Source organism: Microbacterium sp. Bi128, from assembly GCF_918698205.1.
On sequence record NZ_CAKKMM010000003.1, the window covers coordinates 1 to 14,789 of the forward strand.

The 14,789-nt window shown below is 74.7% G+C and carries 13 protein-coding genes; 3 read left to right on the top strand and 10 right to left on the bottom strand.

Annotated features, from left to right (window positions below; translation table 11 throughout):
- The 5 genes from LQV45_RS00565 to LQV45_RS00585 form a co-directional block, all read right to left on the bottom strand.
- The coding region (locus tag LQV45_RS00565) for an amidohydrolase family protein (RefSeq protein WP_230005258.1) at positions 1-961 on the bottom strand (961 nt) is incomplete at its 3' end.
- 315 nt (positions 962-1,276) lie between these two features.
- Positions 1,277-3,100, bottom strand: a complete 1,824-nt coding sequence (locus LQV45_RS00570; protein WP_230005259.1) for an ABC transporter permease subunit — start codon at positions 3,098-3,100, stop codon at positions 1,277-1,279.
- Positions 3,101-3,105: 5 nt separating this feature from the next.
- Complete coding sequence (locus LQV45_RS00575) at positions 3,106-4,629, bottom strand: ABC transporter substrate-binding protein (RefSeq protein ID WP_230005260.1); 1,524 nt, start codon at positions 4,627-4,629, stop codon at positions 3,106-3,108.
- A 50-nt stretch (positions 4,630-4,679) separates the two neighbouring features.
- On the bottom strand, positions 4,680-5,324 hold the full coding sequence (locus tag LQV45_RS00580; RefSeq protein ID WP_230005261.1) for an ABC transporter ATP-binding protein: 645 nt from the start codon (positions 5,322-5,324) through the stop codon (positions 4,680-4,682).
- Complete coding sequence (locus LQV45_RS00585; protein WP_230005262.1) at positions 5,321-5,962, bottom strand: ATP-binding cassette domain-containing protein; 642 nt, start codon at positions 5,960-5,962, stop codon at positions 5,321-5,323. The genes LQV45_RS00580 and LQV45_RS00585 overlap by 4 nt, the downstream gene beginning before the upstream one ends.
- Positions 5,963-5,995: 33 nt before the next feature.
- On the opposite strand from LQV45_RS00585, the gene LQV45_RS00590 reads away from it, so the two are divergent.
- On the top strand, positions 5,996-7,243 hold the full coding sequence (locus tag LQV45_RS00590; protein WP_230005263.1) for an MFS transporter: 1,248 nt from the start codon (positions 5,996-5,998) through the stop codon (positions 7,241-7,243).
- Here LQV45_RS00590 and LQV45_RS00595 read toward each other — a convergent pair.
- Positions 7,204-8,385, bottom strand: a complete 1,182-nt coding sequence (locus LQV45_RS00595) for a glycosyltransferase family 4 protein (RefSeq protein WP_230005264.1) — start codon at positions 8,383-8,385, stop codon at positions 7,204-7,206. The genes LQV45_RS00590 and LQV45_RS00595 overlap by 40 nt on opposite strands.
- Positions 8,386-8,630: 245 nt before the next feature.
- Between LQV45_RS00595 and LQV45_RS00600 the strand changes: the two genes are divergently transcribed.
- The gene (locus LQV45_RS00600) at positions 8,631-9,860 is read left to right on the top strand and encodes a glycosyltransferase family 4 protein (RefSeq protein WP_230005265.1); all 1,230 of its coding nucleotides are present in this window, start codon (positions 8,631-8,633) and stop codon (positions 9,858-9,860) included.
- The gene (locus LQV45_RS00605) at positions 9,857-10,867 is read left to right on the top strand and encodes a glycosyltransferase (RefSeq protein WP_230005266.1); all 1,011 of its coding nucleotides are present in this window, start codon (positions 9,857-9,859) and stop codon (positions 10,865-10,867) included. Before LQV45_RS00600 ends, LQV45_RS00605 begins: the two co-directional genes overlap by 4 nt.
- 34 nt (positions 10,868-10,901) lie before the next feature.
- On the opposite strand, the gene LQV45_RS00610 is transcribed toward LQV45_RS00605, so the two are convergent.
- Genes LQV45_RS00610 through LQV45_RS00625 form a run of 4 tightly spaced genes read right to left on the bottom strand, consistent with a single transcriptional unit; the run spans position 10,902 to position 14,744 of the window.
- Positions 10,902-11,849: a PDR/VanB family oxidoreductase gene (locus tag LQV45_RS00610; RefSeq protein WP_230005267.1), complete on the bottom strand. Its 948-nt coding sequence runs from the start codon at positions 11,847-11,849 to the stop codon at positions 10,902-10,904.
- Positions 11,846-12,475, bottom strand: coding sequence for a helix-turn-helix transcriptional regulator (locus LQV45_RS00615; protein WP_230005268.1), 630 nt, complete (start codon positions 12,473-12,475; stop codon positions 11,846-11,848). Before LQV45_RS00615 ends, LQV45_RS00610 begins: the two co-directional genes overlap by 4 nt.
- The gene (locus tag LQV45_RS00620; RefSeq protein ID WP_230005269.1) at positions 12,472-13,800 is read right to left on the bottom strand and encodes an amidohydrolase family protein; all 1,329 of its coding nucleotides are present in this window, start codon (positions 13,798-13,800) and stop codon (positions 12,472-12,474) included. Before LQV45_RS00620 ends, LQV45_RS00615 begins: the two co-directional genes overlap by 4 nt.
- A complete protein-coding gene (locus LQV45_RS00625; RefSeq protein WP_230005270.1) occupies positions 13,767-14,744 on the bottom strand; it encodes an XdhC family protein in 978 nt (325 codons plus the stop codon). The genes LQV45_RS00620 and LQV45_RS00625 overlap by 34 nt, the downstream gene beginning before the upstream one ends.
- Positions 14,745-14,789: the final 45 nt, after the last annotated feature.

The following is a 14,789-nucleotide window of genomic DNA, read 5'->3' on the forward strand; positions in this document are numbered from 1 at the left end:
CGACGGGGTTGAACGGGTCGCGCACGTTGTCGGCGCCGGCGGCGACGCGGACGCCGGCGGCCTTGAGGCGCCCGATCGGCGCGATTCCGCGGGGCACCGCGTGAGCGGCATCCCACCCCTGCAGGTAGAGGTTGGTGATCGGCAGGGCGATGACGCCGATGTCGGCGGTGCGCACGGCCTCGGCGAGGGGGGCGAGGTCTTCCGTGGGCATCATGCTGAGGCGGACGCAGTGCCCCGCGGTGCGGGGGCGGTGCCAGCCGGTGACGGCGCGGGCGTAGGCGGCGAGGGTGTCGGCACCGGCGAGGCTCTCGTCGGTGTGCAGGTCGAGTCCGACGTCGCGGCGCCGCGCGAGGGCGATGAGGCGTTCGAGATCGGCGATCGGGTCGTCGGCGAGGTGCGGGGCCCCGCCGACCAGGTCGATGCCCGCGTCGAGGGCGGCCTCGAAGACCGCGTCGGGCACGGTCGGCCCGCCGAGCGCGACGAGCTCGATGTCCATGAGGCCCGTGAGTTCGTCTCGCAAGCGGACGAGGGCGCGGACTCCGGTCAGCGCGTCTTCTCCGCGCAGCAGGTCGACGTGGGTGCGGACGGCGGTGATCCCGGATGCCAGCATCCGCAGCGCCGTGGAACGCGCACGGTCGAGCGTGTCCTCCTCGTCGAGCGTCATCGCGAAGGCGTGCCAGCTCTCGATCGCGCGCTCGAGGTCGCCGAACGGCGGCCGGATGGCATCCCAGGACTGCGACTTGTCGAGGTGCGCGTGGGGTTCGGCGCCCGCCGCGGTGACGACGTAGCCGGTGAGGTCGAGCGTCTCGCCGTCCGTCGCGCTGCCGGTGCCGGGCAGCGGCGAGCCGGCCGGGACCACCGCGACGACGGTGTCGCCGTCGATCGCGATGTCCACGAGCGCGCCGGAGGCCAGTCGCGCGTTGTGGATCGCGGTGATCGAGACGGGTGGAGCGGCGGACACGAGGACCTCCGAAGAGTGAGGGGAAGGATGCCACGTCATCGAGGCGTGCCGTCGGGAGCGGCGTTCCAGTGTTGGTGTGACCAACATCTGCGGTGTTTCCGATGCTAGGAACCCGTCGTTTCCGCCGTATTTCCCGCTCGTGACCCTCTCGACAAACCTGCGGCGCGCGGCGCCCGGTGTCAGCTCCGGGCGCCGCGGGGTGCGCGCACCCTCAGTGATGCGCACAACCTCAGTGCCCTCCCCGGCTTTCGGACGGAGTTTGTGCACGTCGCTGAGCCACCGCCGTCGGCCGCGCGATTCGGCCGACGGGCGGCCTCACAGCGGCACGGACTCCACGGCGGCGGGCGTCTCTGCGGCGGCGGGCGTCTCCGCGAGGAAGGGTGTCCGCCGCCCCTCGCGCCGCCGCCCCTCGCGCAGCCCGTGCCGCCGTCGCGGCCGCAGACCGGCCGCCGCGACCGCGAGCACCGACGTCACCACGAGCGCGAACGCGGGAGCCACGGTCGTCCACGGCGCCCGCTCGACGTAGTCGATGCCCTCCGACAGCAGCAGGCCCCACTCCGGCTGCGGCGGTTGCGCGCCGAGCCCGAGGAACCCGAGCGCGGCGAGGGCGAGGGCGACACCCGGCAGCCGCAGCATCCCGTGGCGCAGGAGCGGCGGGACGACGGTCGGCACGACGTGCCGCGCCCAGATCTCGGTGCGCGACGCCCCCGACAGCGGCATCCACTTCACGTGCGGCGCCGCGAGGGCCTCGTCCAGGAGCGCGGCGGCGTGCGTCGTGAGCGGCGGCCACGTGACCCACAGCACCGCGAGCGCCGCCCCGCCCACCGAGGGTCCGAGCAGGGCCGCGACGATCACCCCCGCGAGGATCGGCGGGGTCGCGTTCGCGATCTCGGCGGGCCCGCGAGCGATCTCGCCGACGATCGCGAGCAGCAGCGCCACGACGATCGCGAGCAGCACGATGCCGAGCGAGGGCAGGAGCGTCCCGACGGTGCCGTGGGCGACGCGCGCCAGCAGGTCGCGGCCGCTCGCATCGGCCCCGAACGGCAGCGCGAGACTCGGCGGGCTCAGCCGCGCGTGCGCCAGGGCGTACGGGTCGCGCGGCAGGCCGGTCGCGAAGATGAGCAGCAGGATGCCGATCGCCACCGCCACCGTCACCCGTGCGGCGCGGCCGTCCCCGCGCGCTTCGGGCGGGGCGGCGAGGGCTCCCGGGGGCAGCGGTCCGCCGCGCAACGCCCGCCGGGCGGCCCCGGCGAGCAGCCCGACGGCCACCGCCGCGACCGCCATCAGCAGCACCCCGCCCTGCAGAGCGGGCAGGTCTTGCGCGTTGGCGGCGCCCAGCAGGTAGCGCCCGAGTCCGGGGATCGCGAAGACCTGCTCGACGGCGACCGCTCCGCCCAGCACGCCGATGATCACGAGGCCGGCCTGGTCGACCACGGCGGCTCCCGCACGGCGCAGGACGCCGGCCACGAGCGCGCGGCGGGGTGCGCCGGCGAGCCGCCACACCTCGACCCACCGCTCCTCGGCGACGCCCGCGATCGCGTCGGCGAGCAGCCGCCCGAGCAGGCCGCCCGAGGGGATGCCGAGCGCCAGCGCCGGAAGGATGGCGGTGTCGAGTCCGCTCCAGCCGTACGGCGGCAGCCACCGCAGCTGGACGGCCACGACGACGAGCAGCGCGCTCGCGAGCAGGAACTCCGGGAGCGCCGTGAACGCGACGCCCACGGGCCCGGAGCCGCGGGAGGGTCGGTCCCGCACGATCCGGCCGATGGCAGGGGCGACGAGGGCCCCCGCCACCACGAACGCCACGACCATCGAGAAGCCGGTGAGGGTGAGCGAGACACCGAGAGCGTGCCACACGCCGGGGGCGATCTCGCCGCCGCTCACCCACGACCGGCCGAGGTCGCCCTGCAGCACGTTCGCCCACCAGTGCACGCTCGTCGCGATTGGGCCGCCCTCCAGGCCGAGCTCGGTGCGGATGGCATCCAGGGCTTCCGGGGTCGGCTCGAGCTCGGCGTATCTCGCGCGCAGGATGGATGCCGCGGGATCGCGCTGCGACAGCCAGGGCAGTGCCCCGGCGATCACGAGCAGCGCGATCCCGCTGAGCACGCGGGAGACGAGCCCGGCGATGTGGCTGTGGCGCACGGTCGTCAGTCCGCGAGGTGGGTCTTCGCGGTCACCAGCAGACGCTCGCGCGGGTCGCGCGCCGCGCCGACGACCGACGTCGACTCGCCCTGGACGACCCGCTCGTGCAGCAGCGGCACAGCGGCATCCGTCGCCAGCACCCGGGCCTCCGCGGCCATCGTGGCGCGCTGACGGTCGGTGCCCGCCGCCGTCGCCGAGGCGGTGGACACGGCCCGGTCGACGTCGGCGGCGCAGAGTTGCGCGATCGAGAAGCCGCCCTCGCACGTGAAGTCCGAGGCGAGGTACGCCACGGGGTCGCCCGAGTCGAGCACGGTCGCCCGCGACAGGATGAACGCGTCGAACTTCCCGTCGAGGGCGTCGGCCTCGATGAACTGGTACTCGCGCACGTCCTGCTGCACGACGAACCCTGCGGCCTCGAGCTGCTGCTCGAGGATCACCGCCACCTCGGGCAGCTCGGCGCGGTCGGTGAAGGTGCCGAGCGTGATCGGGATGCCGGACACCGCCGCCGCGGCGGGGCGCGCCGCCAACAGGTCGGTGTAGCCCGACTCGTCGCGGTAGTCCGCCGCCCACGTGAGCGCGGGGCCGAGCAGGCCCTCGGCCACGTCGGCGCGTCCCTCGTACACCGACGCCACGATCGCGGCGCGGTCGACGGCCGCGCGGGCCGCGGCGCGGACGGCCGGGTCGGCGAAGGGGCCGTTCGCGGTGTTCAGGTACAGCGTGTTGGTGCGGGGCATCGCGACCTCGTGCAGCAGGTTCTCATCGATCGTCGCCGCCTGACCTGCGGGGATGGCCTCGACGATGTCGGCCGCTCCGGTGCGCAGGGCGGCCGCGCGCGCCGTCCCATCGGGCACGAAGCGGACGTCGATGCCGGCGGCGAGGGCCGTGTCGCCCCAGTAGCCGTCGTAGCGGTCGAGCGTCGCGCCGACGATCCCATCGACCGCGGTCAGCTCGAACGGCCCGGTCCCGGTGCCGACGGGGCTCACGCCGGTGTCGGTGTACGCGTCGTCGTCGAGGATCGCGAGCTGCGGGCTCGACAGCCGGTTCGGCAGCAGCGGGTCGGTCGTCCCGGTGGTCACGACGACGGCGTCCCCGTCGGCGACGACCGTCATGTCGACGCCGTTGAGGATGCGGGGCCGGGGGCTCGCGTCGATCGCGTGCTGCAGCGCGTTCACGACGGAGTCGACGGTGAGGGCGTCGCCGTTGTGGAAGGTCACCCCGGGGCGGATGTCGAAGCGCCACGTGGTGTCGTCGACCTGCTCCCACCCGGCGGCGAGCGCGGGCTCGGGGGTGCCGTCGGCGGCGAGGACGACGAGCGTCTCGGCGGTCGACCAGCGCGACAGCTTGAACGCGTCGTCGCTCAGGGGGCTCAGGCCCGAGCGTGGCGGCTGCAGCATCGCGATCGAGATGCGCGCGTCGCCCCCCTCGGGGGCGGCCGACACGCCGGGTGAGAAGCACCCGCTCAGCAAGGGCAGCGCCGCGGGGACGAGGGCGAGGGCGAACAGGCGGTGGCGGCGCGGATATGCCGTCATGGTGGTTCCTTTCGGATGGAGGGTCGGGGGCGCTGCCGGGCAGCGCGGGATCACGCCGAGGGCGCGATCAGCGTCAGGGTGCGGTCGCAGCGTGCGGCGACGGCGGGGTCGTGCGTGACGAGGAGCAGCGCGGTGTCGGTCGAGCGGGCGAGGTCGACGAGGGCCTGCGACACGGCGGCGGTCCGAGAGGGGTCGAGGGCGCTGGTCGGTTCGTCCGCGACGAGGACCGCCGGGTCGACCGCGAGGGCGCGCGTGATCGCCGCGCGCTGTGCCTGCCCGCCCGACACCTCCGACGGGCGCTGGTCGAGCAGGGAACGGTCGAGGTCGGCGAGCTCCGCCGCCCGGTCGATGCGGCGGTCGATGTCGTGGCCGTCGGTGAGGCGGCGGACGGCGTCGGCGATCGAGCGGCGCAGCGTCCAGCGCGGGACGAAGGCCGCCGCGGCATCCTGGGGCACCCCCTGCACGAGGTGGCGGTGGGCACGCGCGGCGGGCCAGGGGCGTCCGGCCACGGTGACGGATCCGGATGCCGCGGGCCGCAGACCCAGCACGATCTCGGCGAGCGTCGACTTGCCGGCCCCCGACGGGCCCACGACCGCGAGGGAGTGTCCGGGGGCGATGTCGAACGAGGTGGAGGAGAGGACCGGGCGGCCGCGCCCGTAGGCGGCGGTGACTGCCTCGACCACGAGAGCGCTCACGCCGCCACCAGCGCCCCGTCGGCCACCCGGATCCGGGCGGCGCCGAGTCGGTCGGCCACGGTTTCGTCGTGCGTCGAGACGACGAGGGCCTGGTCGGTTCCGATCACGGTGGAGAAGAGGTCGAGCACGCGGTCGCGCGTGTCGTGGTCGAGGGCGCTCGTGGGTTCGTCGGCGAGCATGAGGGGGGCGCGCGAGAGCACCGCGAGCGCGATCGCGGCGCGCTGCGCCTGGCCGCCCGATAGCTCGGCGGGCCGCCGCCGGGCCGCGCGCGGATCGCCGAGGCCCACCGCCGCGAGCACTTCGCGCACGCGCTCCGCGGAGGCTCGGGTGACGGTGCGCAGCTGCGTGCCCAGGGGGAGGAGGGGGTGCAGGGCGTCCAGGCCGCGTTGCGGAACCATCGCGACACGCTCCGAGGCGGTGTCGCGTCGCCCGCTCGCGCTCAGGCCCGCGGCCAGGCGGCCGGAGAGCAGCCGGAGCAGCACGGTCTTGCCCGCTCCCGAGGGGCCGGTGACGGCGATGCGGTCCCCCGCGCATACGGTGAGATGGTCCACGCGCAGCAGAACACGGCCGTCGCCGGCCCGCACGACGGAGTCGGTGAGGGAGACGACCGGGGGGAGCGACGCGAGACCACTATGCATAATGAGAATCATTCTCGCTTACCCCGGAGTCCTGTGCCAAACCCGCCTGCCCGCACGCCCGTCCTGCTCGGGACGCAGTTGCTGTTCAACGTCGGCTTCTACGCCGTCGTGCCCTTCCTCGCGCTCGTCCTCACCGAGGATTTCGGGCTCGCCGCCGTCGCCGTCGGACTCGTGCTCGGGGTGCGCACGTTCATGCAGCAGGGCATGTTCCTCGTCGGCGGGGTGCTCGCCGATCGCTTCGGCCCCCGCCGCGTCATCCTCTTCGGCTGCGCCGTGCGCATCGCCGGTTTCGCGACGCTCGCGGGCTCGCTCCTGACCCCTGCGCCGACCCTGGCGCTGTTCGTGCTCGGAACCGTGCTCACCGGCCTCGGCGGCGCGCTCTTCTCGCCCGGGCTCAACATCCTCCTCGCGGAAGCCGAGGCTCGCCGTCCCGCTCCCGGCCCCCGCTCGCGGGCGTCGTTGTTCGCGTGGCTGAGCGTCACGGGTGAGCTCGGGGCCGTGATCGGCCCGCTCGTGGGTGCTGCGCTCCTGGGGTGGGGGTTCGTCGTCGTGGCGCTCGGCGGCGCGGCGTTCTTCCTCGCGATCGGGGTGTTCCTCGCGGTCGCACTCCCGCGCACCCTCGCGGACCGTTCCGTCGACCGGCCACCCGGCCGGTGGTGGTCGCTGCGCGACCGCCGGTTCGTCGGTTTCTCGGCGCTGCACGCCGCCGATCTGCTGGCCTACAACCAGCTCTACCTCGCGCTGCCCCTGCAACTGGCCCGGGTCCCGGATGCCGCGGCGGCGACCGCGGCGATGTTCGCCGGCGTCTCGGTGCTGACGCTCACGCTCCAGCTCCCGGTATCGAGGTGGGCCGCGCGCGTCGGGCCGGCGGTAGCGCTCCGGGTCGGGTACGTGCTCTCGGGCGCGGGCTTCGCGGTCCTGGCAGTCGCCGCGGCGTTCCCGCTCGACGACGCCGCGCGCGTGGCGACCGTCTTCGCGGCCGCAGCGCTCGTGATCCTCGGGCACATGGCGACCCACCCGACGGCGCTCACCCTGGCTCCCCGTTTCGCCGCCGGGAGACCGACCGGGTCGTTCTTCGGCCTGCTCGCCACGTGCGGCGGGATCGCGGTGCTCCTGGGCAACCTCGTCGTCGGCGCCCTGTTCGCGTGGACGGCCGTTCCGAGCGCCGCGTGGCTGTTCCTCGCGGTGCCGCTCGTGGCCGCGGCGGCGCTGGCGCCGCGGCTGCTTCCCCGGACGCTCGATCAGGCGCCGGTCTCGAACGCCACTCGCGCGACGCGGTAGACCTCGTCGACGCGCTCGACGTGCCGGTCGAAGTCGAGCGCGTCGGCGCTCGCGGCCGCCCCCGCGGTGACCGTCCGCCGCAGCTCCGCGTCGGTCGCGAGACGCCGGAGCGCGTCGGCGAACCCCGAAGGCGTGGCATCCCTCGAGACGACGCCGTTCTCGCCGTCGACGATGAGGTCGCCGGCGGCCTCGGGGGTGGCGACGACGGGGCGGCCCAGCAGCAGGCTCTCGGCGATCACCAGCCCGAACGTCTCGGGCCAGAGCGAGGGGAACACCAGCGCGGTCGCCGAACGGATCAGCGCGCCCTTGGCCTCGGCATCCACCCACCCGACGTAACGGACGGTGTCGCTCTCGGCCGCCTCGACCCGGGGGCGCTCGGGACCGTCGCCCGCGATCACGAGGTCGGCGTCGAGCCGCGCCTCGGCCCACGCGCGCAGCAGCAGATCGATGCCCTTGGGCTTCTGCAGCCTGCCGAGGAAGACGAACCGGGGGCGGTGCGGGGGAGTCCCCTCCGCGGGGAGGGGCGGTGCCGGCCATCCGTGGGGTACGACGAGGAACTGCGCGCGACCCGCCCGGAATCCGAGTTCGGCGTGCCGGCGTCGCGTCCGCTCGCTCGGGAACACCACGACGGTCGCCCGTCGTGCCGAGGTCGACACGATCCGGGCCCGAAGCCGCTGCGCGAGACCGAGACGAGCGGGCAGCGCTCCCCGGCGCATCGTCGTGGACGCCGTGTCGACGAGGCAGTAGTCGTGGGCGGTGTGCACGACGGGGGCGCGGCGTGCGCGCAGAACGCTCGCCCCCACCCCCTGGAACCGGTGGACGTGCACGACGTCGCGACCGTCCTGCACCCGGCGGTAGGCGCGCGGGAGCAGCACACCGTGCACGGTGTCGACACCGTGGAAGACGGCGCGGACGAACGCCGAGGACCCGTGCCGGTCCGGCGGATACGGCCGCCACGTCGGGCGGACGGTGACCCTCACGCCGGCCGCGGCTGCGCGCGCGATGCTCTCGCCGTCCGCGACGGCCGTGATGATCGCGACATCGTGTCCGCGGGCCCGTTGCGCGGACGCGAGCGCGAAGAGATAGGCCTCCGCGCCACCCCAGGGGGTGACGAATGTGCTGTGGAGGTGGGTGATCCTCACGACGGTCTGTCTCCTCCCGAGCGGACCGGGGCCGCCGCCGCGACACACAGTAGGGGGCCGTCCGATGCGTCGTGCCGCCTTCGCCCCGGTGCTCCGCGCGCCGCCAGAAGCGTTCACGCGCGCTCTCGCCACCCGGCTGCCATTGCTTCACCTGGCTCCGTCGGATCCGGATGCCGCGGCCTCGCCGCCGAGTGACCTGCACTCTGGTTCTTCGTGCCGACCGCGCGGCACGAAGGGGAGGGTGCATGCGGATCGTCTGTCTGTCGCCGGTCGTCCCGTACGACGGCATTCCGCACGCGGGCGGCCAGTACCTGCTGCGCCACCTCCGGACGCTGCGGGAGCTGGGGCATCGCGTCACCGTCGTGTCGTTCGACGATCGCGACAACCGCGCCGCGGCGGACCACCTGGTGGATGCCGTCGACGTCGTGCTCGTGCCGGCACCGCGGCCGCGCCGCCCGTTCGCCCGCCGCCTCGTCGAGGGGATCGAGCGCCAGGAGCAGCGCCTGTTCCCGGTGCGCCCGGTGGCCCGGCGCCGTCGCGCCCTCCGGCGCAGCCGCGCGGCACGGGCGGTGCTCGCGGCGGCCGACGTCATCGAGTACCAGTGGACCGAGTCCGGGTGGTTCGGCGTGCGTCGCCGACCGACCGGTGCCCCGCGCCACATCGTCGTCGCCCACGACGTCCTGCTGCAGAGTTACGAGCGCTTCCTCGCCGCCGCCCCGGGGCCGGCGTGGCATCCGCGGGTGCTCCTCGCGCGCTGGCGTCGGTGGAGCGTGTGCCGCGACGAGCGTCGCGTCTATCGCCGCGCCGACGTCGTGCTCACCTTCAGCGCGAAGGATGCCGCTCTCGTGCACCGCGCGGCCGGAGCGCCGGCCCGCGCGGTCGTCGTCCGTCCGCCGCTCGCGGACGGGGCGGAGCCGTGCGTGCGCGCGGGCGATCCCGCCCCCACCGTGCTGTTCGTCGGGGCCTTCGATCGCTCGGTGAACTCCGAGGCGGCGGTGTGGACCATGACCGACATCGCGCCGTGGGTGCTCGAGGTGAATCCCTCCGTGCGCTTCGTGTTCGCCGGTGCGCGTCCGACCGACGAGATGCGCCGCATCGCCGCCACGCGCCCCGGCGCGTTCGTCGTCACGGGTCGCCTCGAGTCGCTCGACGGCGCGTATGCCGAGGCCGACGTCGTGCTCGTGCCGCTGCGGGCCGGAGCCGGGGTGAAGTTCAAGACCGTCGAGGCGATGCTCCGCGGCCTCCCGGTGGTCTCGACGGGTGTCGGGGTCGAGGGCATCGTCGGAGACGGCATCCGCGCGTACGCCGTCGCCGACGATGCCCGCGGCCTCGCAGCGGCGATCGTGCGCGCCCTGGCCGATCCCGTCGGCGCGCGCCGCGACGCCGCCCGCTCGCGCGACGCCGTCGCGGACGAATTCTCGGGGGCCGCCTTCCGGCGCGCCCTGACGGACGTGTACGGAGGACCGACACCGTGACCGACTCCCGCCCCACTGTCGCCGGCGCCACGGTGACGTACGGCTCCCGCCACGTCTCGTGCCTCGCCGTCGTCGCCCGCATGATCGACGCCGGGGTCGCCCCGGTCGTGATCATCGACAACGGCTCCACACCCGCGTCGGCCGCCGCGCTCGACGCCGCCGCTGCGGCCGGCGCGGGGCGCATCGTCGTGCACCGAATGCCACGCAACGAAGGATCGGCGCCCGCGTTCGGTGCCGCGATCGCCCGCGCGCGCGATCTCGGCACCGACTACGTGTGGCTGCTCGACGACGACAACCTGCCCGAACCGGGGGCCCTCGACCGGCTCCTGGCGGCGGATCAGGCGCTGCGCGCCGCCGGCCACGACCTCACCGCGGTCGCCCCGCTCCGCGTTCCGGACGGCGAGCCGGCCACGATCGCCGAGGTCGTCGCGGCCGAGCGCGCGCGTGAGAGTCCCCGCGAGTCGGTCTCGTTCGCGGGGGTCGAGGCGGGTCTGTTCGCGCGCCGATTCCTCGAGCGCGTCGGTCTGCGGCGCCCCCGTCGGCGAGTGGCGGGGACGGATCTCGCCTACGCGCCGTACGGCGGACTGCTCGCCCGGGCCGATGTCCTCCGCCGCATCGGCCTGCCGCGCGCCGACTTCGTGCTCTACGGCGACGACCTCGAGTACACCTCGCGCATCCGCGCGAGCGGCGGGCGCCTCGTCCTGGTCCCCGATGCGGTCGTGGTGGATCCTCGCGGCGAACGGTGGATGCCGCCGGGGTTCGAGGTGCGCGCGATGTTCCTGTCGACGAACCCCGCGCTGCTGTACTACTTCCTCCGCAACCGCCTCCACCGCGAGCTCGGCACGGGGCGACGATGGAGCGTGCCGCGCGCCGCGAACGGCGCGCTGTTCCTCGCGCTGTGCCTCGCGTGCGCGGTCGCGACGCGGCGGTGGCGGCCGATGCGTGTCATCCGCCGCGCCGTCGCGGACGCGGTGTCCGGCCGCGCGGGCCGCCGGGTGGAGATCTAGTCGCTCTGGGGTGAGTCTGCGGGTGAGGCCGGGGTCACAGCTCCAGCGTGACGCGCGGGCACGCCGCGCGCGAGACGCACAGCATCATCGTGCGGTTCGCCTCCTGCTCCTCGGGTGACAGCACCGAGTCGCGGTGCTCGACCTCGCCGTCGATCACGGGGACCTCGCACGTGCCGCACGTGCCCACGCGGCAGCTCGACGGGACGACCGCGCCGTACTCCTCGACGACCTCGAGGATCGACTTCTCGGGCGGCACCGTCACGGTCAGCCCCGACATCATGAGGTCGACCTCGAACGGCTCGGTCCACACCGGAGGACCCAGCACTTTCGCCTCGAAGCGCTCGACGTGGAGGCTTCCGCGCGGCCAGCCCGCCATCGTGGCATCCAGCGACTCCAGCAGGCGGGCGGGGCCGCACGCGTAGACCACCGCGCGCGACACCGGAGTACCCAGGCGGGACGCCAGATCGAGGCGTCGGCCCTCGTCCGTCGCGTAGACCTCGACGCGGTCGCCGTACTTCTCGACGAGGTCGCCCGCGAAGGCCATCGTGCGCCGCGAGCGGCCCGCGTACAGCAGCGTCCACGGTGCCCCCGCAGCCTCGGCGGCTTCGATCATCGCAATGAGCGGGGTGATCCCGATACCGCCGGCGACGAACACGTACGACCGGCCCGCGGTCGGGGCGAAGAGGAAGTGGTTGGCCGGGCCCCGCACGCGCAGCGCGGTCCCCGGGTGGGCGTTCTCGTGCAGCCACACCGACCCCTCGCGCTCGCGCAGGACGCCGATCCGCCACGTGCCGCGGTCGGCGGGCGAGCCGCACAGCGAGTACTGCCGCTCCACGCCGCCGGGGAGGACGACGTCGATGTGCGCCCCGGGCGACCAGTGCGGAAGCGGGCCCCCGGCACGCTCGAGGTCGAGCACGACGATGCCGTCGGCCGCGTCCCGACGCTCGCGCACCGTCACCTCGAACGTCAGACCACCGCTCATGTCTCTCCTTCGACGGGCTCGGCGGGGGAGCCGTGCACCAGTTCTTTCACGATCAGCAGCCGGTAGGGCGCTCCGCCGGGCGAATGCCACCGGTGCGGGGTGCCCGAGCGGCAGTACACCGAGTCGCCGACGGCGAGCGTGGTCTCGCCGAACGGGCCGAGCGAGATCACGATCGACCCCTCCAGCACCGTGAGGAACTCGTCCTCGTCGTGGACGTAGTGGTCGCCCGGTTCGGTGTTGGCCCCGGTGAACTCCATCGGTTCGAACCGGCGCGGTCCCTCGGCGAGCATGCGCGCGCTGCCCTCGGCATACGGCCCGACGAGCCCTTCGTCGGCGCGCACGAACGTCGGATGCGCGTTCTCGTCGGGACGCGGCGGCTCGGAGGCGGCGATGAGTTCGACGCGGCTCGTGCCCAGTGCCCGGGCCAGCCGTTCCAGGCTCGCCATGCTCGGACGCGCGAGACCGCGCTCGAGCTGGCTGAGGAACGGATGCGACAGGGCGGCCGCTTCGGCGAGCTGGGTCAGGGTGAGTCCGCGCGCCTTGCGCAGACCGCGCAAGTGCGCGCCGAGGCGCTCGTCGCCGGTGGTGGGGTCGTCGGCGGGGATCGCGGGGGCCATGGTGGTCATCGTCCCACCCTCTCGAACAGTCGCGCGGTGATCTCGTCCTCTTCGGCGGAGACGAGTCGTCCGTCCTCGACGACGACGCGACCCGCGATGACCACCGTGCGCGGTCGCCGCCCGGGCGCGGCCCCCAGCAAGCCGGCGACCCGATCGGCGACCCCGGCGTCCGCGACGCCCGTGACGTCCCACAGACACAGGTCTGCGGCCGACCCCGGTGTCAGGCGCCCGAGCTCGGGTCGTCCGAGGCCGTCCGCCGAGCCCGCCGTGGCCATCGCCAGCACGGCCGTGGCCGCCAGTTGCGGTCCCACGAGCGCCGAGACCTGCAGCGCCAGCCGGGCGTCGGCGAGCAGATGACCGGCGTCGTTGCTGCCGCCCCCGCTCGTGCCGAGCCCCACCGGGATGCCGGCATCCCGCAGCTTCGCGACGGGCGCGACGCCCCACCCCATCGGCACATCGCAGCCGGGGGCGTGGGTCGCGGTGACTCCGGCCGCGGCGATCCGGGCGATCTCGTCGTCGATGACACCGCACAAGTGCGCGAGCGTCACGTCGGGGGCGAGCCAGCCCCAGTCCTCGAGCAGGTCGAGCGGACGTCGCCCGTACTTCTGCTGCGCGATCTCGACGTCCACGACCTCGTTCGCCTGCGTGCGCCGCCGCAGCCCTCGGCGCGCAGCCACCTCGGCGAGCAGGGTGAAGGTCTCGCGCGGGTCGCTGTGCACGCCCGCGGGCCCCACGGCGACCTGGAGCATCCCGTCGGCGGTCACTCCGGCGGGGCATCCGTCCACGAGCGCGGCGGCGATCGCCTCGGCCGAGAGGGCGGCTTCCTCCGGGTCGTCCCGCGCGGCTCCGCGTACGAACGCCAGCCGCGCGCCCAGACCGGCCGCGGCCTCCGCGGCGGCCCGCGCCATGCCGACCGTGTCGGCTCCGGACGGCCACGTGAGGTGGTGGTCGGCGACCGTGGTGACGCCGCTCAGCAGGGCTTCGGCGAGTCCCGCGCGCGCGGCGATCCCGGTGAGTTCGGGGTCTATACCCGCCGCGGCATATGCCTCCGCCATCGCGGGCAGCCACTCCCGCATCGGGATGCCGCGGGTGCCCGGCAGCGTGCGGAACGCGGTCTGCAGCAGGTGGTGGTGGGCGTTGACGAGACCGGGCGTGACGACGCACCCGGACGCGTCGATCACGGTCGCGTCGGCCGGGGCGGCGATGTCGACGATCCGACCGTCGACGCACACGACGTCGCCGGTGCGAACGCGCCCCTCGGCTTCGACGACGGCTACCGCGTCGCGGATCACGAGCGCCGTCATCGGGCCGGCACCGGTTCCGGGAGTGCGCACGCCGCCGTCGTCGTGGTGTGCAGCGGTCCGTCGCCGGACCGCAAGGGTCGAGCGCTCCTGCCGGCGCGGGCCGCCACGATCTCGGCGACGACCGACAGCGCCGTTTCCTCGGGGGTCTGCGCCCCCAGGTCGAGGCCGAGGGGGGAGTGCAGCCGCGACAGCTCCGCATCCGTCACCCCCGCCTGCGTCAGCAACTCCGCGCGGCGGGCCACCGTCGCGCGCGAGCCCATCGCGCCGACGAAGCCGACGGGCAGCCGCAGGGCCGCGCGCAGGGCGGGGACGTCGAGCCGCTCGTCGTGGGTGAGGACGCAGACGGCCGTGCGGTCGTCGGGGGCCTCGAGGGACGCGAGGTACTCGTGCGGCGGTGCCACGACGAGCTCGTCGGCCTCGGGGAAACGCTCCGGCGTGACCAGCAGGGCCCACGCGTCGCACACGGTCACCGCGAACCCGGCCGCCGCGCCCAGACGGCACAGCGCCGCCGCGTGCTCACCGGCGCCGAGCACGATGAGGCGGGGTCGGGCGGGGCGGTGCAGTCGCAACGGAATGCCGTCGTCGAGGGCGAGGTCCAGAGTGCTCTCGCGGCCGGCCGCCGCATCGATCAGGGCCGCGCGCACGCGGGGGTCGTCGCCGTCGATCGGGTAGGCGGCGACCTCGACCGCTCCGCCGCAGGCGAGGCCCGCGGCCACGACGGCGTCGTCGGGGCCGACGAACCCGAAGCGTCCGCGACGCACCGACCCCGATCGCAACGCGTCGAGGCCGAGCATCACCGCGTCGCCCTCGACGCAGCCGCCCGAGATCGATCCGATCACCCGCGCGTCGGCCGTCACGGCCAGGGTGGCGCCGACTCCGCGCGGCGCACTGCGCACGACCCGGGTGACGGTGACCGCCGCGACGGGCACTCCCGACTCGAGGAGGGGCAGCAGTTCGGCGGCCAGTTCGAGCATGCTGGCGACCGTATCCGCGCCGTGTTTCGCGCACGCTACGCTGTC